Annotated in this window: 20 protein-coding genes; 6 read left to right on the top strand and 14 right to left on the bottom strand. The window is 65.4% G+C overall.

Annotated features, from left to right (window positions below; translation table 11 throughout):
- Positions 1-164: 164 nt before the first annotated feature.
- The 3 genes from ACYOEI_RS02875 to ACYOEI_RS02865 all read right to left on the bottom strand — a co-directional run bounded on the left by ACYOEI_RS02875 (position 165) and on the right by ACYOEI_RS02865 (position 1,670).
- The gene (locus ACYOEI_RS02875) at positions 165-563 is read right to left on the bottom strand and encodes an HU family DNA-binding protein (RefSeq protein ID WP_462847768.1); all 399 of its coding nucleotides are present in this window, start codon (positions 561-563) and stop codon (positions 165-167) included.
- A gap of 202 nt (positions 564-765) precedes the next feature.
- Positions 766-1,248 (bottom strand): hypothetical protein, encoded by a 483-nt coding sequence (locus ACYOEI_RS02870; RefSeq protein ID WP_462847767.1) that lies wholly within the window; start codon positions 1,246-1,248, stop codon positions 766-768.
- On the bottom strand, positions 1,245-1,670 hold the full coding sequence (locus ACYOEI_RS02865; RefSeq protein WP_462847766.1) for a YkgJ family cysteine cluster protein: 426 nt from the start codon (positions 1,668-1,670) through the stop codon (positions 1,245-1,247). The genes ACYOEI_RS02870 and ACYOEI_RS02865 overlap by 4 nt, the downstream gene beginning before the upstream one ends.
- 327 nt (positions 1,671-1,997) lie before the next feature.
- On the opposite strand from ACYOEI_RS02865, the gene menC reads away from it, so the two are divergent.
- Together menC and ACYOEI_RS02855 are read left to right on the top strand one after the other, a co-directional pair.
- Positions 1,998-3,131 (top strand): o-succinylbenzoate synthase, encoded by a 1,134-nt coding sequence (gene menC / locus ACYOEI_RS02860; RefSeq protein WP_462847765.1) that lies wholly within the window; start codon positions 1,998-2,000, stop codon positions 3,129-3,131.
- Positions 3,132-3,195: 64 nt separating this feature from the next.
- Positions 3,196-3,501: a hypothetical protein gene (locus tag ACYOEI_RS02855; protein ID WP_462847764.1), complete on the top strand. Its 306-nt coding sequence runs from the start codon at positions 3,196-3,198 to the stop codon at positions 3,499-3,501.
- A 60-nt stretch (positions 3,502-3,561) separates the two neighbouring features.
- Here ACYOEI_RS02855 and moaA read toward each other — a convergent pair whose 3' ends face one another.
- From moaA to ACYOEI_RS02835, 4 genes are all read right to left on the bottom strand, one after another.
- Positions 3,562-4,566, bottom strand: a complete 1,005-nt coding sequence (moaA, locus tag ACYOEI_RS02850; RefSeq protein WP_462847763.1) for a GTP 3',8-cyclase MoaA — start codon at positions 4,564-4,566, stop codon at positions 3,562-3,564.
- Between the two features lie 131 nt (positions 4,567-4,697).
- Complete coding sequence (locus tag ACYOEI_RS02845; protein WP_462847762.1) at positions 4,698-5,270, bottom strand: hypothetical protein; 573 nt, start codon at positions 5,268-5,270, stop codon at positions 4,698-4,700.
- A 108-nt stretch (positions 5,271-5,378) separates the two neighbouring features.
- A complete protein-coding gene (locus ACYOEI_RS02840) occupies positions 5,379-6,431 on the bottom strand; it encodes a DUF1559 domain-containing protein (protein WP_462847761.1) in 1,053 nt (350 codons plus the stop codon).
- A gap of 328 nt (positions 6,432-6,759) precedes the next feature.
- A complete protein-coding gene (locus tag ACYOEI_RS02835) occupies positions 6,760-7,242 on the bottom strand; it encodes a GNAT family N-acetyltransferase (RefSeq protein WP_462847760.1) in 483 nt (160 codons plus the stop codon).
- A 1,423-nt stretch (positions 7,243-8,665) separates the two neighbouring features.
- Between ACYOEI_RS02835 and ACYOEI_RS02830 the strand changes: the two genes are divergently transcribed.
- Both ACYOEI_RS02830 and ACYOEI_RS02825 read left to right on the top strand, forming a co-directional pair.
- Positions 8,666-10,078, top strand: coding sequence for a DUF1501 domain-containing protein (locus ACYOEI_RS02830; RefSeq protein ID WP_462847759.1), 1,413 nt, complete (start codon positions 8,666-8,668; stop codon positions 10,076-10,078).
- Positions 10,079-10,468: 390 nt separating this feature from the next.
- On the top strand, positions 10,469-10,726 hold the full coding sequence (locus tag ACYOEI_RS02825; protein WP_462847758.1) for a hypothetical protein: 258 nt from the start codon (positions 10,469-10,471) through the stop codon (positions 10,724-10,726).
- A gap of 138 nt (positions 10,727-10,864) precedes the next feature.
- Here the strand turns inward: ACYOEI_RS02825 and ACYOEI_RS02820 are convergent, their stop codons facing one another.
- The 7 genes from ACYOEI_RS02820 to eutB all read right to left on the bottom strand — a co-directional run bounded on the left by ACYOEI_RS02820 (position 10,865) and on the right by eutB (position 17,445).
- Entirely contained in the window at positions 10,865-11,290 is a 426-nt protein-coding gene (locus tag ACYOEI_RS02820; RefSeq protein WP_462847756.1) for a molybdenum cofactor biosynthesis protein MoaE, read from the bottom strand.
- Between the two features lie 22 nt (positions 11,291-11,312).
- Entirely contained in the window at positions 11,313-11,570 is a 258-nt protein-coding gene (locus ACYOEI_RS02815; RefSeq protein ID WP_462847755.1) for a MoaD/ThiS family protein, read from the bottom strand.
- 94 nt (positions 11,571-11,664) lie between these two features.
- Positions 11,665-12,276: a nucleotidyltransferase family protein gene (locus ACYOEI_RS02810; RefSeq protein ID WP_462847754.1), complete on the bottom strand. Its 612-nt coding sequence runs from the start codon at positions 12,274-12,276 to the stop codon at positions 11,665-11,667.
- Entirely contained in the window at positions 12,273-13,379 is a 1,107-nt protein-coding gene (locus tag ACYOEI_RS02805) for an XdhC family protein (RefSeq protein ID WP_462847753.1), read from the bottom strand. The genes ACYOEI_RS02810 and ACYOEI_RS02805 overlap by 4 nt, the downstream gene beginning before the upstream one ends.
- A gap of 151 nt (positions 13,380-13,530) precedes the next feature.
- Positions 13,531-15,114 (bottom strand): amino acid permease, encoded by a 1,584-nt coding sequence (locus ACYOEI_RS02800; protein WP_462847752.1) that lies wholly within the window; start codon positions 15,112-15,114, stop codon positions 13,531-13,533.
- 118 nt (positions 15,115-15,232) lie between these two features.
- Complete coding sequence (gene eutC, locus ACYOEI_RS02795) at positions 15,233-16,039, bottom strand: ethanolamine ammonia-lyase subunit EutC (RefSeq protein WP_462847751.1); 807 nt, start codon at positions 16,037-16,039, stop codon at positions 15,233-15,235.
- The gene (gene eutB, locus ACYOEI_RS02790) at positions 16,036-17,445 is read right to left on the bottom strand and encodes an ethanolamine ammonia-lyase subunit EutB (protein WP_462847750.1); all 1,410 of its coding nucleotides are present in this window, start codon (positions 17,443-17,445) and stop codon (positions 16,036-16,038) included. Before eutB ends, eutC begins: the two co-directional genes overlap by 4 nt.
- 527 nt (positions 17,446-17,972) lie before the next feature.
- Here eutB and ACYOEI_RS02785 point away from each other — a divergent pair.
- Entirely contained in the window at positions 17,973-18,578 is a 606-nt protein-coding gene (locus tag ACYOEI_RS02785; protein WP_462847749.1) for a TetR/AcrR family transcriptional regulator, read from the top strand.
- A 162-nt stretch (positions 18,579-18,740) separates the two neighbouring features.
- Positions 18,741-22,010: an efflux RND transporter permease subunit gene (locus tag ACYOEI_RS02780; RefSeq protein ID WP_462847748.1), complete on the top strand. Its 3,270-nt coding sequence runs from the start codon at positions 18,741-18,743 to the stop codon at positions 22,008-22,010.
- Positions 22,011-22,012 lie beyond the last annotated feature (2 nt).

Below are 22,012 nucleotides of genomic sequence, written 5' to 3'. Positions count from 1 at the left end.
ATCGGATCGGTCCGGCCGCGCGGTCCATCGCGCGAGTCTGGTCCCGAGGGCTCACACCCTCGACCAGGCCCTCCGGCCCGATCCCGATTCCTTCCGCGTCGATCAGCCATCGCGAGCCCAGGTCCCCGGGTCCCGACGACGATCGAAGCGTCGCGGGACTCGGCTTAATCCAGGGTATCGGCTCCCGTGGGCGATTTAGCCCCGGGCTCGATGGCCGACTCAACAGGTCCGTTGCTTTCTTCATCGGCATCCGAGTCGTCTTCCAATAAGGGAAGATCTTCCGGATTCATCTTTCGGACCAGTTCTTCCATCTCCTTGCCCGGTTTGAACGTGACCACGTTCTTCGAAGGCACGAAGACCTTGTCGCCCGTCCGGGGGTTGCGCGCCTTGCGAGGGGCCCGTCGCTTGACCTCGAAGACACCGAAGTTCCGCAGCTCAATACGTCCTTCGGAGACCAAAGTGTGGATGATTGCGTCGAGGGTCCGCTGGACGATGTCCTTGGTCTTGAGTTGGGTCAGACCGATGTCTTCGGAGATCTTCCTGACGATTTCTTTCTTAGTCACGACGACAAACTCCCTGCAGGGCCGGTCCTGTCCTCGCGTCGATTGGCTCAACTGTATTGGTGGCTTGGAGTAGTGTCAAGTCAAAATTAGCCCAAGGCCTGTCGCGAGGTGCCTTCGCCGAAGGCCACCACGGAGCCGATCCCTGCCCAGGAGGGGTCCTCGAAGGGGAGCGTGCCGCCGAGTCCTTGTCGACGACTGTCCTCTACATGCGATCGTCCCGCGGCGATCTCGGGAACTTGCCCCCAGCCAAGGCTCGCCGGAGGTGATCATGGAGGGGAGCATAATTCCATGCCAGGCCGAGCCGGTCAACTAGCTCGCGCAATTGCCCGAGGAAGTCCTCGGTAATCTCCGGGGCCTGGGGGAGATAGTTGGGGTCGCAGAAGAAGACCCGGCATCCCAGGGGGCGGGCTTCCCTCGCGCCACAACGACCGTTCGCATCTTGCCAGGGGCAGGTCGCCCCTTCGTCGAGAGGACCCGATGGTGGGGGTGCCTCGGCCACCAGCAGGGCCGCCTCGGGGGCGGTGAGGAATAAGGTGTGGTCGTACTCCACGAACCGGCAGCACCGCCCGCTCAGTTCGCAGACCGGGGCGCGGCGGGCGATCTCGGCGTCGAGATCGGCATACAAGGCGAGCAACGCGTCTCGGAAGGGCCCGACGTCCCAGTCGTCGCACGCCTCCTCGCTCATGACTCGATCCGGGCGGCCGCGGCCTGGATCTCCTCGACGGTGAAGACCCGTCCCCGCCCCGAACCGGGGCAGGCACCTTCGACGTCTTCCCAAGACTCGGGAGACTCGATGTTCTCGGACCAGAAGGGCCAGGTCTGGCATTGGACTGGGCGGGCGGCGTACACGGTACACCCCTTCCCTTTTTCCCAGAAGATGCAATCGCCGCCGGGCTTCTCGATCAGGCTGTAGCGGTCACCAACCCGGCGCACGAACGCCTTGGAGAAGCGCTGGAGCGTCTCGCCGCGGAATTCGGCCAGCCTAGCAATCTCGTCCGCGTCGACCCAGACGAAACCTGGGGCTCCGGTGCAACAGGCCCCGCAGCGGGTGCATTCGAAGGCCAGGCCGTCGCGATACCAAGGCGCATTCGTATCCGGTTGGCCCATAGGATGGATCCACAAGACAAAGAGGACTTTCCCAACTTGATCCCTGGTGCGATCGCTCCAGTCTAGCGAGAACACCTCGAGGGCGGCAACCCTGGTCGATCCCAAGTGGCTGGAAAATCAAGACTTGTGGGAGAGGATCCGGAGCCGTATCGGGAATGCGGGTATCGGTCACATCATCGGAGGACCGGTGGGGCCACTCCGTCGCGGGGCGGGTCGTGTCGTCAAGGCGACACCGATCACGTCAGAGGGATTGTCGATTGTTCCTCGGCCGCGTGGTCTAATGCTCGAAGAGGGAAGGACTCGCGTATGCCGAGTGGAGGAGTGACCATGACCGGACCGGTTGAGCGTGTCACTTTGACCCATCTCCAGATCCCCTTGAAGGAGCCGCTGCGAGCCTCTTGCGGAGACGTCGCCGTCAAGGACGCGATCCTGGTGTCGATCGAGACGAGGGACGGGATCGGACTCGGCGAGAGTTCCCCGATGGGTGTCGGGAGTGGGCCTCCTGGTGACACGCTCGGCCCGTGCTGGGACGACCTGGCCGAACGCATCGCCCCGAGTCTCGTCGGTCGTTCGTTCGCGAACGTCCAGGAGATCTCGTCGCTGGCCTCGAGCTGGTCGGGGAGTCGCCCGTACGCGGTAGCTGGGGCCGAGACCGCATGCTGGGACCTGCTCGGCCAGGCCCGGCACGCCACCATCGCCGAGATGCTTGGCGCATCGAGCGACCAACTTGCGATGCGGGTCGAGTCCGGACTGGCCATCGGCTTCTACCCGACGGTCGTCGAGATGCTTAAGGCGATCGAGACCCATCTGGAGGAGGGATACCGCCGGGTCAAGATCGCGATCGAGCCCGGTCGCGACGTCGAACTCGTCCGCGCCGTGCGGCAACACTTCGGCGAGATCCCGCTAATGGTCGACGCTGGGGCCTCCTACACGGCGGAGTCGCTCGACGTCTTCCGTGCCCTCGATGACTTCGACCTCTTGATGTTCGTGCAGCCGATGGCGGCCGACGACCTCGACGGCATGGCCACACTCCAGCGCGCCGTGGCGACTCCGGTCTGCCTCGATGACTCGGCGTCCTCGCCCGGGCGCACGGCCGAGGCGATCCGCCGAGGGGCGGGGAAGATCGTCTGCATCAAGCTCCAGCGTCTCGGCGGCTTCGGGCCCGCGCTGGCCGTACATGACCTCTGCCATGGCCAAGGGATCGCTTGCTGGATCGGCACCATGCCCGAGCTCGGCGTGGGCCGGGCCCAGGGGATCCACCTCGCCGCCCTGGGCAACTGCCGCTATCCGACCGACATCGAGCCCAGCGCCCGTTGGTTCGTGGACGACTGCGTCGTGCCGCTCCTGGAACTCGCGGCCCCCGGCGTCTTGAACGTCCCGAGTCGTCCGGGCCTCGGCTATCAGGTCGACCATGCGAAGGTCCGACGGTACCAAGTCCGCCAGCAAGAGTTCTCCGCGTAAGTCGACGGTCGACGAAGGCCGTCCTCCTTGGTTCGATGTCGGCGAGACGCCCGAAGGAGGTGCGATGATCCGACTGCCGCAGGCGATCGTGGCCGTGATGGCCTGTACCATGGCGTCCGGGGCTGCGGGTGGGGTCGTCGGGGCCGCCGTCGGGCGGTTCGCGCCTTCGTTCGTGGCCTGGTTGCGATCCCCCGGGGTCAATGGCGTGGTGAATTTCGACCCGACCGAGTTCGGCTTCGGGCTCGGCGTGGTCTCGGGGCTCTTCCTTGGCGCGGGGACGGGGTTGTTCCTCGTGGTCGTCCTTGCGCTCAGAGACGCCTGGCTGGCCCGCGCGGGGATCCTCGATTACCAAGGGTCGATGCACGAATGACCTCGCCACGCCGGGTCGAAGGCCGGCGAGGTGGCGTGGTCTCGGGCCCAAGCTCGTCATTCACCCGCCGATCGAGTGCATCAGCCGCTCGGGTTTGATGAATCGCGCGGTGTTGATCTCGTGGCCTTCCCACTTCCCGGCGACACTCTCACGGAGTACCTGAGCGAGCTCGGCGTCCGAGGCGCCTCCGCGGAGGAGACCTCGGACGTCGGCTTCTTCCAGGGAGAAGAGGCAGTTCCGCAGCTTGCCGTCGGCCGTCAGGCGGAGCCGGTTGCAGCTCATGCAGAACGGCCGGCTCACCGACGCGATCAGCCCGATACGACCGCCCCCATCCTCATAGGAATAGTCGAGGGCCGGTGACCTCGGATCCTGGTGCGGGTCGGGGACGAGCGGGCCGAACTCGGCGGTGAGACGTTCGAAGATTTCGCTCGCGAGCAGGACCTTCCCCCGCTCCCAGGCGTCGACCACGTCGAGCGGCATGTACTCGATGAACCGCAGCTCCAGCGCATGCTCTCTCGCGAACCGGGCGAGCGGGAGGATCTCCTCTTCGCTCATCCCCTTGATCGCGATCGCGTTGAGCTTCACCGGCTCGAAACCCGCCGCCTTCGCCGCGTGGATCCCCTCGATGACCCGTTCGAAGCCCGTCCTGCGGGTGAGGGCGAAGAACTTGTCCGGATCCATCGTGTCGAGGCTGATGTTGATCCTGCGCAGGCCCGCGTCCCAGTGCTCTTGCGCGACTGGCGCGAGCAGGATCCCGTTGGTCGTGAGGCCGATGTCCTTGATCCCGGGGACCTCGGCGAGCTTGCGGACCAGCTTGGGAAGCTCCCGGCGGACGAGAGGCTCGCCTCCGGTGAGTCGAACTTTGTCGATTCCAAGGGAGGCGGCGATCCGGACGAACCGCTCGATCTCCTCGAATTCGAGGAGGCTTCGGCTCGGGAGGAATTCGACCGACTCCGGCATGCAATAGACGCAACGAATGTTGCAGCGGTCGGTGACGCTGATCCGCAGGTTGTTGTGGACCCTGCCGAACGAGTCGATGAGGCGGTCGGTCTTGGGTACAGTCATGCGTGCCTTCGCGGCCCAGTCGGGGCCAGGTTGAACCTGTCCCCAAGTATATCCGGTCCGCCAAGCCGCGCACATCGGAACAAACGGCCGCGACATGACCTCGAGGTCGATCGTCAACGCTCCGGCGTCCGTCAGGGGGAGATGTGGGCGTTTCCCGACTCGTCGATATCGATGTTGACGGTGCGGGAGCCTACGATTTGGACCGAGACGCCGGACTCTTGTGGCCTCGAGAGTTTGACGGGAACGAGGTAGCGGTACTTCTTCCCCCCCTTGTCGGTGAAAAGCGGCTCATTGGCCCGGGCGGTCCTCCGAGCGGTACGGACCGCCGCCTGGGCCTTCGCCTTCATGAACCCCGCGCCGTCTTTGGTGGGATCGATCTCTTCCGCTTCGGACTTGGAGACGGGCTCGAGGACCGTGATCCCGACCATGTGTTGCCCCACCAAGGCCCCGTCGCCTGCGCTCTCGGTGGACATCACGAAACTACCGTCCGCGGTAAGGCTTCCGACCGCGGCAGGGCCGACCGTCCCTTTCGACTCGTCGGGCATGAAAAAGACGGTCCCCTTGGTGGCGGGCTGCCCCTTCACGGTCACCTTCCCCGAGACCCTGGCCAGGTTCAGGCCATTGTCGGACCAGCAGCCGAGGACGGTCACGACGGCGACCGCCGCGATCGCCTCGGCCCGGTGCAGGGCATGTGGACGAAGCATTCTCAAAGGTCGGCTCCTCCGGAGGCGAGGGTGCTGGACAGGCCCGAGCATCGAAGCCGAGGGGGGCCAGGAGCGTGTCGCGAAACTCGCCCGTCCGGCCCCGGTCACTCAGTAGGCGTCGGCGGAGACGACCTCTCCCCCGGACCTGGTGCCCAGCGCGTTATAGACCCTCGGCGAGATCGACTGCTTAAGGAACCGAACGGAGCCGTCGCCGAAGGTGAAGTTCGCGCCCCCCGGGTGATAGCTCTTGAATCCCCAATTGATCGTCTGATTTCGCCAGCAATGGAGCGCCTGGGTGAAGTTATTGAGCTGGGAGAGGTTGCAGGTCGAGCCGTCCGTCGGGTCGACCTGGCCGTCCTTGAGGTCGGCCTTCCAGTTCAGGGGGACGACGGTCGTCGCCCAGACGCCGTCGCCGTTGACCCAGGCGAGGGCACCATTCATGTTCGGCGACGACTCGCCGACGAGCAGAGTGTTGCTGGTCCCGTCGGTAATATCGCGGAGGCCGGTGGATCTGCCGTCGCTGCAGTCGCCGAAGATACCCCGGAAGGTCCCCTGGCAACCCCACGCCGGCGCCGTGCCGACCGGGCTCTCGCCGGAGTAGAGGTCGAACGTGTTGTTGCCGGTCTTCATGTCGCCCCAGTTCCCGACGTAGCAGGTGGCGGCCGCCGTGTATTGGGTGCCGATGAACGCCCAGTTCCCACCCGCCGTCAACCAGGAGAGGTTGGGCACGAGCCCGGTGCCGGCCGCGGAGTCGGAGGGGCAGAGATAGGTCTTGATCACCGATCGCCAGATGGTCATCTGGGGGTCGTTCGCCGCATTGTCATTGGACTGGTTGATATTGGAGAGTGAATAATTGATGGAATTGTAGACGTTCCCCTGCTCGAGTTGCGGCAGGATGAACGAAGGCCAACTCCACCACGTGCCGGTCCAGTTCTTGTCGCTGATCCCGCCGGGGGGGAAGCTCCCCACCACGTCGTTGTAGTTGTGCAGGGCCAGTCCGATCTGCTTCAGGTTGTTGACACACTGGGCGCGGCGGGCGGCCTCGCGGGCGGCCTGCACGGCGGGCAGCAGCAAGGCGATAAGAACTGCGATGATGGCGATGACGACCAGTAGCTCGATGAGCGTGAATCCGGGACGGACACGGACGCGTCGCGTGCGCATGAGCAGCCTCCGGGATGACGAATCGAACGATGCTCGATGAGAGGATTTGAGGAGACCCGGAGTCAGGACGGCCGACCAGGCCGATCGCAGACTCCGAATCCTCCTAAATATGATGTATTAGTCGAGCCGGTGAAAGTCCACAAGGGAAATCGTTTCTGATTCGATACCAATCTCAGGAAAGCGCCCCTCAAGATGACCTGCGCGAGGATCTCGCCTCTGATACCTTCCGCTGGTTGGTTGCGTGATCCCCCCCATGCTCCATCGATGGCGTGCTCCGCGATCGGGATGACTTCGCGCGTGCGGATGGTCCATGCGGAGAGGACCGGGGTCAGTCGGCTTTGGGGAGAAATCGCTTCCCAAACACGACGAGGGCGTCGCCATCGGCGTAGAAGTCGTCGAGGCGAGAAACTTCCACATACCCATGCTTGACGTAAAACCGCCGCGTCGGCTCGTAGTGAGGCGTTGAGGATGTCTCGATCAAAAGCATGCGGCCGCCCTGATTCCGGACCTCCGCTTCGACGGAATCCAGGAGCCGAGAACCGGTTCCCTGGCCCTGGAGGGGCTTGTCGATGGCGATCCAGTAGAGGTACCACCCGCGGTCGGTCATGGACGCCGGCGCGTAGTAGGCGAAGCCAATCGGTTTTCCCCCGCAATCCTCGGTGATCGACCGATGGCCGTTCTGCTGCTCGGTTTCGTGGTAGTCGTCAAGCACTTCCCGAAGGGCAACGATCTCTAGCGATTTGAAGACGCCTGTCTTCTGCGCGAGCTCGACAAGGGCCGGAGTGTCCTCGGGGGTCGTGGGACGGATCATTTCACCGTTCTCCAATCGATCGCTTCAGCGAGGCCGATCGCCGGCCCACCCGAGGATTCTCGCTTCCCTCGGGTCGGTTGGCAAATGGGGGTCAATGGACCTCGTGCGATCACCTGCGGGATGATGTTGTTGTCCAGGACATTGGTTATGACATCAGTCCGATATCTGAGTGGCTTCGACGGGCCCTGCCATCGGCCCGAATTAAGCCGGCCGGGCCGCTATGTGGTGGATTGAAGAATGGCCCAGCGGCCGCGGCCGAGTCTAGAATTCCGGGAAAAGTTCGGCACCGTACGGGCCTTGCTCGGAGCAGTAACTCCAGAACCAACCTTTGTTTACCCACTTGAGATCAAAAGTCTGGTAGAGATAAATTCGACGATGTTGCTATTTTTCTCTTTGGTTTGTGGCCAGACCTCAGTATGGTTTGCGAGGGCGGTGGAGTCCACCTCTCCCGAAAGTCACCGGCCCCTCCCCTGGATAACCTGACGGACTTGTCTGACTAACCGCCTCTCCCCCTTCCGAATCGTCCTCGATCTCATTGCCGTGAGTGCTCGTCATGCCACTATCCGTGCTCACTACGACCGCAGCTCTCTGCATGGCCGTCGCCTTCTGTTACTTGGCAATCTCCCTCCGTTCTCTCCGTCTTCGCGAGCGCCGTTGCCCTCGCTGTGGGAATGCGAACACGCCCCGACGCATCCCTCGCGGGTCCGTTGACCGAATCGTCAGTCATGTCATCGCGTGCCGCCGCTACAAGTGCTCGGCCTGCCGTTGGACTGGCCTAATCCGAGACTCCGCAGGCAAGCCGAACGGTGAACCCGCAACCTTGAGCGACCTCGAGATCCCGGTCATACCGACCATCTCGGCTATCCCGGAACTACCCGCGACCCCTGATCATTGACGACCACGACACGACCCAAGGAAGTCGGTCGCTTGAAGTCGAGCCCGGAATCTCACGAGTCCTATCACCCTTAACCTTTGACCCGCCTGAAGATTGTGTGCTCGCTCAGGAAGGAATGATCCGCGTCTCCGAAGCATGGGTACGCCAAGATTGACGAGCGCCCGATGATGTGACGCTTGCGATCCATCGACTCCGTGATCTTGCGAACGGCCTTGAGGGGGAGTGAGTCTCCCCGGCATCGTCGCGACGATTGCATAGCCCAGAGAATCTCTGCGAGACGCCGCCCGGCGTTGTCGGAGATTGTGCGTGCACGCGCTGGGGGAGGACACACCGTGATCGCCCTCCTTGCCAGCCAACTCTTAAAGGAGCCGGGGAAGACTGGTCATCTTACTCGGGAGGCGATCGAAGGCGTCCAGGTTACGAGTTTGAGACCGAGAGGCGAAGGTTGTCGAGGTGACCTATTGGTGCTAAGATCCGCAGTCTCGCAAGGGGTTTTGGGGTCTGATGTCTTGGTGTGAGGAGGAGACGATGATCCGGTTCCTCGGACCCGGCTCCCGCCTCTGTGACGGCCTGAACCGTCGCGAAGTGCTCCGGATCGGAAGTCTCGGCCTTGTCGGTTCCGGCTTGAGCCTGCCTGCGTTGGCTGGGTCGCTTGGCGGGGGGCCGTCGTCGAACGCCGGGGATTCTTCGTTCGGTCGGGCGAAGTCGTGCATTCTCCTATTCCTGATGGGGGGCCCGCCCCAGCATTCGACCTGGGACCCGAAGCCGGACGCTCCGTCGGAGGTCCGTGGGGATTTCCGCCCGATCGTGACGCGGGTCCCGGGCCTGTCGTTCAGCGAGTTGATGCCCGCGACCGCCCGCGTCGCCGACAAGGTCTGCGTCCTCCGCGCGATGTCGACGGGCGACCACGCCCATTCGTCCAGCGGCTATTACATGCTCACCGGTCGGCCCCATCAGCCGACGAACGTCGAGGACGTGAACCCCGGTGCGCCGAACGACTCTCCGAGCCTGGGGGCCGTGGTCGGGGCCCTCTCCTCGGGCCGATCCGCGCTCCCGCCGAGCGCGACTTTGCCGCAGAAGATCATGAATACGGGGGGGACCACCTGGCCTGGGCAGGACGCCGGATTCCTCGGCAAAGTCATGGATCCCTGGTTGCTGAATGCTCGACCCACATCCCAGGGGTATCGGATCCAGGAGATCGACCTCCCCGCCGACCTCGACCCGACCCGGATGGCGAGCCGTCGCGGCCTGCTCGACCAACTCGGTCGAGGGCTCGATGATGCTGGGCGATTCCCGGCGGCCGGAGTCTTCGACGGTCACACGCGCCGGGCGTTCGAGCTCCTCCAGTCCCCGGATACCCGACGCGCCTTCCGCCTCGACCTCGAGTCCGAGTCCGTCCGCGAGCGATACGGGCCGAGTCCTTTCGGCCAGGGGGTCTTGCTCGCGCGTCGCCTGGTGGAGTCGGGCGTCCGACTCGTGCAGGTCAACTGGTACCGAGGTCCCGACGAGCCGCCGACCAACCCCTGCTGGGACAGCCATTCCCGCGAGTCGGAGCGGCTCAAGGGCGTCCTGATGCCACCGATGGACCGGGCCTACTCCGCGCTCCTCGAAGACCTGGAGTCGAGGGGGCTGCTCGAGGAGACCCTGGTCGTTTGCATGGCCGAGTTCGGGCGAAGTCCCCGGCTCGACGTCAACGGCGGGCGAGGCCATTGGGGCTCGGTCTTCTCGGTCGCCCTGGCCGGGGGCGGTGTGGTCGGTGGCCAGGCCTTCGGCGCGTCGGACCGGATCGGGGCTTTCCCTCAGGACGGTATGGTCCGGCCCGAGGATCTCTCCGCGACCCTCTTCCATTGCCTCGGCCACGAACCGCAATCCGAGATCCAGGATCGACTGGGCCGGCCTCATCCCATCAGCCGCGGGACCGTGCTCCACGCCATCCTCTAAACCTTTCGTTTGAAACGGGTTTGGACCCGAGGCGGCCCCAACCAAGGGCTTGGCGTTCGTGGCATTCGTCGCGTTGGCCCTTGCCGGGCCCGCATAATGTTCGCAAAGGATCCCGGCAACCCTGCCGACGACCCTCGGGGGCGATTCCTACAAGAAGCGGCGATGTCTTGTAGGAAGGACCCCTCGGGGCATCCGGCCGGATCCGGTGTAGGGTTGGCCCGCTCATTGACACAACCCCTGACTCAATCATGAGTCGTGCACAAGCGGACGCCAGTTGGATGAACCTCGCGAACCTCCGGTCTCGGATTTGCGTCTGGGGGGTGCGACTTCCGCGGTGAACCGGCTGGAAGTCAGCGACCTGTCCGTTGAGCGATTGAGAAAGGTGAAGTGATGCAAAACCAAAAGGAGCACGCCCCCCGCGTCGAGGCACTGGAGCGGCTCATGGAAAACCTCTGCAACCCCGACCTGACCTTGGGAGAGGCGAAGTCGCTCCGTGGTCACCTCTTCGAGCTGCTGGAGACGAATCGGCAGGAGTGTGTCCGGGAGCGCGTCGCCGTACCGGCGCCTCATTTCGCGGTCCCGACTCTCAACGTGAAGAGGTTCCTCGCGGGATGCTGTGCTCCTCGCTCGCTTTGCCCCGTCTACTGAACCCGAACTTTGGAAGGGCCGAGTCTTCGGCGAGTCCGTGAACGGCTCGCCGCGTCCATCCCTCCGAAACCTCAGTCGGCCCCCCTCCGCTCCTCACTTCGGCTGATCACTTCTTCGGAACGAACTCGACTCGATCGATCAGACTTTCGGGTCGAGACCGGGATGGATCCACTCCGCGGTCCCGTCGGCCCAGCGTTCCTTCTTCCAGATCGGGACGACCTCTTTCAAGGTGTCGATCAGCCATCGGCAGGCTTCGAACGCCTGGTTCCGATGCGGGCAACTGACGACGACGACGACGCTCACCTCGCCCAGGTCGAGCGAGCCGACGCGGTGTACCAGCGCGAGCTCGAGGATCGGCCAGCGCTTGCGGGCCTCGTCTTCGAGCTCGGCCATCTTCTTGAGGGCCATCTCGGGGTAGGCCTCGTACTCGAGCGAGGCGGTGCGGCGGTCGCCGGTCATCTCGCGGACGGTCCCCAGGAACGAGCAGACGGCCCCGGCGAGGTTCGACCGCACGCTCTCGGTCAAGGCCGCGTGATCGATCGGGCCTTCGGTGATCTCGATCATCGTCAGGATCTCATGTGAAGAATCATTGCCGCGATTGGCCGCCGCTGACGGGAGGGATCGCGGCGACCTCGGACGCTTCGGTAACCGGGACCTGGTCTCCCGCGTATTCCGCGTCCACGGCAATCATCAAGTTGGGGACAAAGGGTGCGAGCTCGGGAAAGGCCGTCGCCAGCGCCCTTCGAACGTCGGCGACCGTGGCCGGCTCGAGCACGTCGACCGTGACGTCGCCCTGGCCGGCCCGTTGCTTGGCCATCGCGAAGAGTTTGACGGACACCCGCATCCCTATCCTCCTCGACGCCGAAGGTCGGTATGACTGAGAAACGGGGAATCCCCGATCCCGTGGACGCCCCTCGGTTGAGAGCCCGATCAATCGCTCAGGCTTCGGCCTCCGAGGCCCAACGTCGATAGTCCTCGGGGGTGTCCAGGTCGTCAACCACGCCGGGCTCGTCGACGTCGATTTCCACGACATCGGCGACGTGCAGTGCCACGAGCGCATTGATCCCGGCGCCGAGCGGTAACTCTTCGACCTCGCGAGCGATCGGCCAAGGCAGGACGATGGGATGGCCGCGTCGGCCTTGATAGGTCGGGACCAGGATCGACTCCGGCGCGGTCTCCGCGGCGTCCAGAAGTCGGGCCACGACCCCCGAGGTGATCCCGGGGCTGTCCGCTGGGACGAGGAGGATCCACGATGGGTCAGAGGCCTCGGCCTGGAGCCGCTTGAGCCCGAGCTCGAACGAGGCACGCATGTCGATGGGCCGTTCGGCCGGGACGACGGTCTCGGCCCCCGAGGCCTCGGCGCGTTCGGTCAAGAGGGCCGCGCCGGGAGCATCGGCGGGGGGCGTGACGACGACAACGCGTCGCACTCCTCCGTCCTTCAGTGCCCCGACGACGCGTTCGATGAGGGTCAGGTCGCCGATGGGGAGGATGAGCTTCGGGCGGCCCATCCGCTCGCTTCGGCCGGCCGCGGGGACGATGGCGGCAATCATGCGGGAGTCGGGTCCGGCGAGGGCGTGGTCGATCGTTCAGGCACGAGATTCACACGGGGCGCCATGCCTTTGGGCCCCAGATTCCGCCTCGCGATCAGTTCGGCCACGATGCTGATGGAGATCTCGGGGACGCTTTGCGAGCCGATGTCGACCCCCACGGGCGCCGCGACCCGATCGAGCACCGAGTCGGGCAGCCCGGCCTGGCGGAGGCTCTCGAAGATCAACCGAATCTTGCGACGGCTGCCGATCAGGCCGACGTAGGGGGCCCGAGTCGGGGCCAGGTGGTAGAGCGCCTCTTCATCATGGCCGTGGCCGCGGGTGACGATGAGGGCGTAGGTCTGGGGCGTGATCTCGAGCTTCGGCAGGACGTCGTCGATCGGGCCGACGACGATCCGGTGGGCGGTCGGGAACCGCTCGGCGTTGGCGTACTGATGGCGATCGTCGACGACCCAGACCTCGAAGTCGGCCTGGGCTGCGAGGTGGGCGACCCCCTGCCCCACGTGCCCGGCTCCGACGATGACGAGCCGGACGCGAGGGAGCGTCGGCAGCAAGGCGACGCCTTCCCGGACGCTTGGCCTGGGACGGTCCGGAAGCGGCGACACCGAACCGAAATGGACGGCCAGTCCCGGGTCCGCGACCCGAGCGGTTACGACCTGCCCCTCGTGATCGAAGAGGACTCGAGATCCAACCTCGATGCGGGAGTGGTCGGGCTCGATGGCGACGGCCTCGGTGAACCCGTCCCCTTTGTCGAGGAGGCGTTGGTAGGCCCGGTAATAGGCGAGTGGCTCCGGTCCTCGGACCGCCTCGACGGCGATCACCATCCGACCGCCGCAGATCAGGCCGTCGGCCCAGGCGTAGTCGTGGTCGAGGAGGAAGGAGTGGACGTCGGTCCCGTCCTGGCCGATGCGTCGAATCGCCTTCTGCTTGACCTCGGCCTCGACGCAACCGCCGCCGAGCGTCCCGAGTTGGCCGCCGTCAGGGTCGACGACCATCAGCGCACCCGCCTTCTGAGGCGTCGACCCTCGGGTCTCGACCACCTGGCAGATCACCTGTTCCCGACCCTGTTCGAGGGCGTCGGTCAACCGTCTTAGCAAATCGCGCATCGCACCAACGTCCCCGGGGCGACCCCGGCCGGATCGAAACCTCGATCGGGCCACAACCAGGCTATCCCGTCCCTCCAGCTTCGGCAATCCGAGACTGGTTCGAGCCTTTCGGCAACGCGGAATGGCCGCCACGTTTCGGGAACGGGCAGGGTCAGGCCTCGATTGGCGTCAACTCCGGGCCTTCGTCCGACGGAGCCGAAGGCCCGGTCGCGGCCGAATCCGATCCGATCGACCACGAGGACGTGGGAGGGCCGGCGAACCGTAAACGCTCGCCCCCGAGCCAGACCACGGCCATCGCGGCCAGCGTCCCTCCGACGACCCAGGCTGACCGTTCGTTTGGCGGCTGCATCCCGATGACGATGAGGGCCAGGCACCCCAAGACGCTCACGACCGCGAGCAGCCGATACCAACGCCCGAGGTCCCACGGGCCCATCCTCGTCCAGGTCCTGCCGAATGCCCAGGCCCCGAGCGCGGTGGGGAGGACGTACGAGATGTAGAGGAAGATCGTGCAGACCGCCGTGATCGTCGAGTAGAACGGGGTCCACAAGGTGAAGACCCAGGCCGAGGCCGTGACGGTCCAGATCGCGACCGCCGGCGCCTGCGAGCTCGCGCTGACGCGGCGGAGCGCCTTCGAGTACGGCAGCCCCCCGTCCCTGGCGAAGGCGAAGACCATCCGCGACGCCGAGGTCACCGCGCCGAGGCCGCAACCATACATCGAGAGCGCGATCCCGATCCCGATGCCGGCGTCGAGCCCGCGAGGGAGCACCGCTTGCAAAGCCCAGGGGAAGGCCCGGTCCCCCTTCGAGGCCAGCTCGCCGAGGTCGGGCACTGCCATCACCACCGCCGCGAGTAGGATCCAACCGGCCAGCCCCGCCACCGCGACCGAGCGGATGATCCCGAGCGGCACGACCCTCGCGGCCCCCACCGTCTCCTCCGCGGCGTGCGCCGAGGCGTCGAAGCCGGTCAGGGTATACGCCGGCAGCAGCAACCCCAGGGCGAACAATCGCACGAGTTGGCCGGTCTCGGGCCAGACGTTGCCCCCGGCCACTCCGCTGAAATTCGCGAAGGAGACGAGCCGTCCCGGCTCCAGACTCGGGGCGAACCCGAGCATTGCCGCCGTCAGGACGAACGTGACGCCGAGGATCAGGTACCCGCTCAGGTCGGTCAGTCGGGTCGTCAGGCGGATCCCGCGATGGTTCAGCATCGCCTGAGACCCGGTGATCAGAGCCACCGCAATCGCCTGGGCTAGCGGAGTCCGGGCCATCCGGGCGACGATGGAGGTATCCTCCAGCCCTGCGAGCGGGCCGATCGAGCCGACGACGAACGTCCACGTCCCGACGTTCACCGCCGCAATCACCGTGATCAGCCCGGCGAGGTTCAACCAGGCCGTCGCCCATCCCCAGCCGCGCCCGCCCAGCAGCGACGCCCAGTGATAAAGCCCGCCCGCCGTCGGAAACGCCGACGCCACCTGCGCCATGGTTGCCGCGACCGCCAGGGCGAACACCGAGACCAGCGGCCACCCCAGCCCGATGGATGCCCCGCCGACGCCACTGATCCCGAGGTGGAACGACGTCACCCCCCCGGCGAGGATGCAGATGATCGAGAACGACAACGCGAAGTTCGAAAACCCCCCGAGCTGTCGGTCGAGCTCCTGCTTGTAGCCAAGCCCTCGCAAGAGCCGGGCATCCTCCGTGATCAATTCTTCGGTCGATTCTCTCTCGCCGGACTCACTCATCGGGGGGAACTCGTCTGATGCGTTGGGGAGGGGGATTATTTAGTCACGGATTGAACACGAATAAGAAAAACAGGAAGGTTAAATTTAAACACTTAAAAGTTTTGAATTCGATCTTGAATCATCCGTGTTCAATCCGTGTTTCATCCGTGGCCAAATGCTCTTCCGGCAATTGCTCCTTGATCTCGACCCCGCCCACCCCCAGGCGGATCATTTGGTTCGCCAGCCGGAGGATGCGGTCCGTGGCATCGCGGGGAGAGGTGCCCCGTGTGTGGATGTTCGAGATCAGGTTTCGGTGGGCGTCGGTTTGTCCGGGTTTGGGGCGGTAGGCGAGGTAAGCCGAGAGGCTCTCGGCGGTGGCGAGCCCGGGGCGTTCGCCGATGAGGAGGATGGCGACGGTCGGGGCGAGGAGCCGGCCGATGTCGTTGAGGACGCCGACGCGGCAGTTGCGGATGAAGAATGGCCGGCCGCATCGGAGGCCGAGACGATCGACGCCTGCCACGAGCAAAGGCAGGAGCGCCGGGACCTGGGCGGCGACCGCCGTCGCCGAGAGCCCGTCGCCGATCGCGATCTGGATGTCGGCCTGGCGAGGGAACTCCGCGAGCACCTCGGCGGCCTGGTCGTCGAGCGAACGGCCAAGGTCGGGGCGGAGGAGGTATTCGGCCTTGGTACGGGCCCGGGTGCGGACCTCGGCGAGCGTCCAGCGGTCGACGAACTCGGCGCCGAGGTCGCGAACCAGGTCGATCTCGGCGTGGACGGCGTCGACGGCCGCGGCGTGGTCCTCGCGGAGTGCGAGCTGGGTCTCGGTCCGATACGACGTCCCGATTCTCCCGGCCAGGACTCGCGCGGGGGTCAGGGACCGCACCGCGTCGATCAGGGCGGCGAGGTCTTCGGGCGTGGGGTCGAGCTCCCTGGATTCCCGACTCATCCGACGGCCTCGAGGATGGGTCGGAGTCCCTGCAGCATCCGGCGATGGTCGGGGCCTTCGGAGGGGCGGAGGGTTCGGTCGCGGAAGATCCCACGCGTCTCGAGCCACTCGACGAACTCGGGGGCGGGCTTCATTCCCAGCAGCTTCCGCACCCCCGCGATGTCGTGATAACTGACCGACTGATGGTTCAGCATCACGTCCCCCGCGCACGTGATCCCGATCACGTAGTTGCACCCGGCGGCGGCGAGCAGCACCAGGAGGTTATCCGCCGAGTTCTGGTCGGCGTCCGCGTGGTTCGTGTAGCAGACGTCGCAGCCCATCGGCAGGCCGAGGAGCTTGCCCATGAAGTGATCTTCGAGGCCCGCCCGGGTGATCTGCCGCTCGTCGGCGAGGTACTCGGGGCCGATGAAACCGACCACGCTGTTGATGAGGAACGGGTCGAACTCGCGGGCGACGCCGTAGGCCCGGGCCTCGAGCGTAAGCTGGTCGACCCCGTGATGAGCTCCTGCGGAGAGGGCGCTCCCCTGCCCGGTTTCGAAGTACATGGCGTGGTCGCCGGCCCAGGCGACGTCGCGTTCGCGGTGGTGCTCACGGACCCGCTCGTGCCCCTCGCGGAGCATCGCCAGGCTCACGCCGAAGCTGGCGTTGGCCGCCTGGGTCCCCGCGACCGACTGGAACAGCAAGTCGACCGGGGCCCCGCGGTCCATCGCCGCGAGCTGGGTGCTGATGTGGGCCAGGCAGCAGGCCTGCGTCGGGATGTCGTACGCCTCGATCAAGCGATCGACCGCACGGAGGATGGCCGCGGTCATCTCCACGGACTCGGAGACGGGGTTCACGCCAATCATCGCGTCGCCGCAACCGAGCAGCAGCCCGTCGAGGGCCGCCAGGAGGATCCCGCCGAGGTCATCCCTCGGGTGGTTCGGCTGGACCCTCACCCCGAGCACCCCGCGCTCGCCCATCGTGTTCCGGCACCGGGTGACGATCCGAGGCTTGCTCGCCGCCAGGATCAAGTCCTTATTGCTCATTAACTTGGCGACGGCCGCCGCGATCTCGGGGGTGACCGCCCGGTGGAGCTTCGAGAAATCCTGCTCGACGCTGTCGTCGAGCAGGTATTCGCGGAACTCGCCGACCGTCAGCCCGGCGATCGGGGCGAACGCCTCCCGGTCCTGGCCGTCGAGGATCAGGCGGCTGACGTCATCTTCGTCGGGGTCGATCAGCGGATTGGCCACGATCTCGGCAAGGTTGACGTCGGCGAGGACCCGCTTGGCCGCGACCCGTTCGCTCTCCGACCCGGCGGCGACCTCGGCGAGCCGGTCGCCGGACTTCTCCTCGTTCGCCTTGGCGAAGAGTTCGCGGAGGTCGGCGAAGCTGAAGCGCTGGTGTCGCACGGTCGTGGTCAGATTCAACGGTGGGGCCTCCCGGAACGGCGTTCACTCGAAATTCATCATCCCCGATCGGTGGCCTCGACGCCACGGGGAAACCCTGTCGATCGTCGATGGCCCACCCGAGGCGACGCTCCCGAAGCGGCCGAGTCCCATCGACGACACGGCAAGTAGCATCCCCCCGGTAGGCTGGGCACCCTTGCCCCGCTCTTGCTGCGGGAGCCGAGTCAAAACCCGCGGGGCAAGGGTGACCCGTCTACCGGGGGGATGGTAGGCAAAAGTCGCGGGGCAAGAGTGCACCGCCCACGGTGATCGCGAAAGCCGCGGGGCAAGAGTGCCCCACTCACCGGGGGATCCTCCTCGCGCGAAGGTATCTGCACGGACGACCCAAGCTTGTCGCGTGGACGCTGCACCAGGAGCTTTCGAGAACGGCTCCGGGGCGATTTATAGGTAGGCAATCCCCCTCATTTGGCGACGTAAATACGTCGGCGATTGTCCGTTGTTGTGTGTACGCCACTTGACCAGTTGACCAAGCGGTCTAGTATTCTCGCATGAATGCCACGAAGGCGAGCCGACAGGCCGTGACGACCCGGACGGACCTCCTGGAGGCCGGGATCAACCTGATCTTGGAGAAGGGGTACAACCACTGCGGGATCGACGAGATCCTCAAGGCGGTCGGGGCCCAGAAGGGTTCCTTCTACCACTTCTTCAAGAGCAAGGAAGACTTCGGGCTTCAGATGATCGACCACCATGCCGAGGCGAGGCTGCAAAACCTCGACCGGCACCTGGATGACCTCGAGTACCAGCCTTTGGTCCGTCTGCGACGATTCTTCGAGGGGGCGTGCCGGAGGCACCAGGACCTCGGTTATCGCAAGGGGTGCCTCTTCGGCAACCTCGGCCAGGAGCTCGCCGACCAGAGCGAGGCCTTCCGAGAACGACTCGAAGAGGTCCTGAGCCAGTATCGTTTGAAGTTCGCCCGCTGCTTCCGAGAAGCCCAATCGGCCGGCGAGTTGCGTGCCGACCTCGACGTCGACCGCCTCGCCGGCTTCTGCCTGAATAGCTGGGAGGGGGCGCTCCTGCGGATGAAGGTCGCGAAAAGTTACGAACCTCTGGAAGATTTCTTGTTTTTTATGTTTGAAACTGTCCTGAAATCTTGACATTTGCGTTCAGTCGCGATGCCCGCCTCGCAGAGTCGATCGCCAGCCTGAGCCGAGATCGAGACCGAAATCGAATCGTATCGACAACTCTTAACGTAAGCGGTGTGCCCCCGCACCCTCTCCGCGGCGGGGCCTCCGCGCCCAGGAAGGTCTGCCGTCGCCATGTGGATCGTACGCCTCGCCTTGCGCCGGCCTTACACGTTCGTGGTCATGTCGCTCTTGATCGTCCTCCTGAGCGGCGTGACGCTCCTGCGCATGCCGATCGACATCTTTCCGGAGATCAACATCCCGGTCGTCGCGGTCGTCTGGACCTATCCCGGGATGTCGCCCGAGGAGATGGAGAAGCGGATCGTCACGGTCCATGAGCGCGGGATGACGACGACGGTCAACGACATCGAGCACATCGAGTCGCAGTCCTTGATCGGCGTGAGCGTCATCAAGGTCTTCTTCCAGCCGGGCGCGAAGATCGAGGCGGCGGTGGCCCAGGTGAACGCGATCAGCAACGCGGTGCTCCGCGTGCTGCCGCCGGGGATCACCCCCCCCTTCATCGTCCGCTTCAGCGCCTCGAACGTCCCGATCCTCCAGATGGGGATCAGCGGCGAGGGGCTCTCGGAGCAGCAACTCTACGACCTCGGCCAGAACTTCATCCGCACCCGGCTGGCGACCGTCCAAGGGGCCCAGGTCCCACTCCCCTTGGGTGGCAAGCCGAGACAGGTCATGATCGACCTCGACCCGCAGGCGCTCTACGCCAACAACCTCTCGCCGGCGGACATCTCCGACGCGATCAACGCCCAGAACCTGATCCTCCCGGGGGGGACGGCGAAGATCGGGGGGCGCGATTATCAGGTCCAGGTCAATAGCAGCCCCGAAGTCCTCGATGCGCTCAACGACCTGCCGATCAAGCACGTCGGGGCGACCACGATCCATATTCGCGACGTGGCTAACGTCCGGGACGGCGGTGCGGTGCAGACCAACATCGTCAACAAGGACGGCGAGCGGGGGAGCCTGCTCACGATCCTCAAGTCGGGCGGGGCGTCGACGCTCGACATCGTCGCGCGGGTCAAGGCGGCGATGCCCCTGATCAAGGGGAGCCTCCCCGACGCGCTCCGGACCGATTTTCTCTTCGACCAATCCGTGTTCGTCCGGGCCTCGATCGAGGGGGTGCTCCACGAGGCGGTGATCGCCGCCGTGCTCACCGGGCTGATGATCCTCCTCTTCCTGGGGAGCTGGCGGAGCACCTTGATCGTCACGATCTCGATCCCGCTGTCGATCCTGATCTCAATCCTGATCCTCGCGGCGCTCGGGCACACGATCAATACGATGACCCTGGGCGGCCTCGCCCTCGCGGTCGGGATCCTCGTGGACGACGCGACGGTCGAGATCGAGAACATCCACCGCAACCTCGCGATGGGCAAGCCGCTCAAACGGGCGATCCTCGACGGTGCCGAGCAGATCGCCGTCCCCGCGTTCGTCTCGACGTTGGCGATCTGCATCGTCTTCATCCCCGTCTCGTTCCTGTCCGGTGCGGCCCAGTCGCTGTTTACTCCGCTGGGGATGGCGGTCGTCTTCGCGATGATGGCGTCCTACTTCCTCTCCAGGACGCTCGTGCCGACGATGATCAACTACCTGCTCGGCAAGGAGGTCGAGCTCTACCGCCAGAACGCGCACGAGCTCGAGGAGGAAGGGATCCACGTCGAGCATACCCCCGAGCTCGACGAGTTCGGCAACCCGAAGCCCCCGATGAAAGGGGATATCTTCTGGCGGATCCACCGGGCTTTTAATCATGTGTTCGAGAAATTCCGGAACGTGTATACGCGGATGCTCGCCTGGGCCCTCGACCACCGGGCTTTCGTCTGCGTGGCCTTCATGGCGTTCGTCGGGGGGACGTCGCTCCTCTTCAGCGAGCTCGGGCAGGACTTCTTCCCCACGGTCGACGCCGGCCAGATCCGCCTCCACGTTCGGGCACCGTCCGGGACCCGGCTCGAGGAGACCGAGAAGCTCTTCCTCGAGGTCGACAAGGTCGTCCGGAAGATCATTCCGAAACATGAGCTGGAGACGATCCTGAGCAACATCGGGCTCCCTTCCAACGGCATCAACCTCGCCTACGGCGACTCGTCGACCGTCGGCTCGGGCGACGGCGAGATGCTGATCGCGATGAAGGAGGAGCACGGGCCGACGGCCGAGTACATCGCCAAGCTCCGCAAAACCCTGACGCACGACTTCCCCGACGCCTCGTTCTTCTTCCAGCCGGCCGACATTGTGGGCCAGATCCTCAACTTCGGGCTGGCCGCCCCGATCGACATCCAGATCAGCGGCAACCGCCGGGATGAGAACTATGTCATCGCCCGCAAGATCGAGAAGGAACTCGCCAAGGTCCCGGGCGCGGTGGACGTCCACCTCCACCAGATCGTCGACTCGCCCAAGCTCCTTGTGAACGTGGACCGGGTCCGGGCCGACCAGGTCGGGATGACCCAGCGCGACGTGGCGAGCAGTCTCCTCGTCTCGCTCAGCTCGAGCGGCCAGGCGGCCCCGAACTACTGGATCGACCCCAAGAACGGCGTGAACTACCCGGTGGCCGTGCAGACGCCGCAGCACCTCCTCGACTCGATCGAGGCGCTCAACAACACGCCGATCATCGCCCCGAACGCGCCGGCGAACTCGGCCCAACTCCTGATCAACGTGGCCGACGTCGAGCGGGGCCAGGGGCCCGCGGTCGTGAGCCATTACAACGTCCAGCCGGTGTTCGACGTCTACGCGAGCGTCCAGGGCCGCGACCTCGGCGGGGTCGCGGCCGAGCTCGACAAGATCGTCGAGAAGATCGCCGGGCCCGTCGACCCCGTCACCAACCTGCGGACGAAGCTTCCCAAGGGTTCGAACCTGGTCGTCCGCGGTCAGGTCGAGAGCATGCGGTCGTCGTTCAAGGGCCTGGCCTTCGGGCTGGTCTTCGCCGTCATGCTCGTCTACCTGCTGATGGTGGTGAATTTCCAGTCGTGGCTCGACCCGTTCATCATCCTCTGGGCCCTGCCCGGCGCGATCGCCGGGATCATCTGGATGCTTTACGTCTCCCAGACGACGGTCAACGTCCCCTCGCTGATGGGGGCGATCATGTGCATCGGCGTGGCGACCGCGAACAGCATCTTGATGGTTACGTTCGCGAACAGCCGTCGCCTCATGGGTGACGACGCCCGCACCGCGGCCCTCGCCGCCGGCCGGACCCGACTCCGGCCCGTCATGATGACCGCCCTCGCCATGATCATCGGCATGCTGCCCATGTCCCTCGGCGCCGGCGAAGGGGGCGAGCAGAACGCACCGCTCGGCCGAGCCGTGATCGGCGGCCTGACGGTCGCCACCTTCGCCACCTTGTTCTTTGTCCCGGTCGTCTACAGCCTACTCCGGCGCCAGGCGCCGACACTCCAGACGGAGGAGGATTAATC

This window comes from Singulisphaera rosea, assembly GCF_054877945.1.
Note: the sequence above shows the minus strand (reverse complement) of the source record. Positions and strands in the feature narration are given on the sequence as shown.

What these genes read in the sequence shown, in the direction of transcription:
- ACYOEI_RS02780 (WP_462847748.1), top strand. Translation starts at nt 18,741, where the DNA reads ATGTGGATCGTACGCCTCGCCTTGCGCCGGCCTTACACGTTCGTGGTC.
- ACYOEI_RS02835 (WP_462847760.1), bottom strand. Translation starts at nt 7,242, where the DNA reads ATGATCCGTCCCACGACCCCCGAGGACACTCCGGCCCTTGTCGAGCTC.
- ACYOEI_RS02805 (WP_462847753.1), bottom strand. Translation starts at nt 13,379, where the DNA reads ATGCGCGATTTGCTAAGACGGTTGACCGACGCCCTCGAACAGGGTCGG.
- eutC (WP_462847751.1), bottom strand. Translation starts at nt 16,039, where the DNA reads ATGAGTCGGGAATCCAGGGAGCTCGACCCCACGCCCGAAGACCTCGCC.
- moaA (WP_462847763.1), bottom strand. Translation starts at nt 4,566, where the DNA reads ATGACTGTACCCAAGACCGACCGCCTCATCGACTCGTTCGGCAGGGTC.
- ACYOEI_RS02830 (WP_462847759.1), top strand. Translation starts at nt 8,666, where the DNA reads ATGATCCGGTTCCTCGGACCCGGCTCCCGCCTCTGTGACGGCCTGAAC.
- menC (WP_462847765.1), top strand. Translation starts at nt 1,998, where the DNA reads ATGACCGGACCGGTTGAGCGTGTCACTTTGACCCATCTCCAGATCCCC.
- ACYOEI_RS02820 (WP_462847756.1), bottom strand. Translation starts at nt 11,290, where the DNA reads ATGATCGAGATCACCGAAGGCCCGATCGATCACGCGGCCTTGACCGAG.
- ACYOEI_RS02855 (WP_462847764.1), top strand. Translation starts at nt 3,196, where the DNA reads ATGATCCGACTGCCGCAGGCGATCGTGGCCGTGATGGCCTGTACCATG.
- ACYOEI_RS02810 (WP_462847754.1), bottom strand. Translation starts at nt 12,276, where the DNA reads ATGATTGCCGCCATCGTCCCCGCGGCCGGCCGAAGCGAGCGGATGGGC.
- ACYOEI_RS02825 (WP_462847758.1), top strand. Translation starts at nt 10,469, where the DNA reads ATGCAAAACCAAAAGGAGCACGCCCCCCGCGTCGAGGCACTGGAGCGG.
- ACYOEI_RS02800 (WP_462847752.1), bottom strand. Translation starts at nt 15,114, where the DNA reads ATGAGTGAGTCCGGCGAGAGAGAATCGACCGAAGAATTGATCACGGAG.
- ACYOEI_RS02785 (WP_462847749.1), top strand. Translation starts at nt 17,973, where the DNA reads ATGAATGCCACGAAGGCGAGCCGACAGGCCGTGACGACCCGGACGGAC.
- ACYOEI_RS02845 (WP_462847762.1), bottom strand. Translation starts at nt 5,270, where the DNA reads ATGCTTCGTCCACATGCCCTGCACCGGGCCGAGGCGATCGCGGCGGTC.
- ACYOEI_RS02865 (WP_462847766.1), bottom strand. Translation starts at nt 1,670, where the DNA reads ATGGGCCAACCGGATACGAATGCGCCTTGGTATCGCGACGGCCTGGCC.
- ACYOEI_RS02870 (WP_462847767.1), bottom strand. Translation starts at nt 1,248, where the DNA reads ATGAGCGAGGAGGCGTGCGACGACTGGGACGTCGGGCCCTTCCGAGAC.
- ACYOEI_RS02840 (WP_462847761.1), bottom strand. Translation starts at nt 6,431, where the DNA reads ATGCGCACGCGACGCGTCCGTGTCCGTCCCGGATTCACGCTCATCGAG.
- ACYOEI_RS02815 (WP_462847755.1), bottom strand. Translation starts at nt 11,570, where the DNA reads ATGCGGGTGTCCGTCAAACTCTTCGCGATGGCCAAGCAACGGGCCGGC.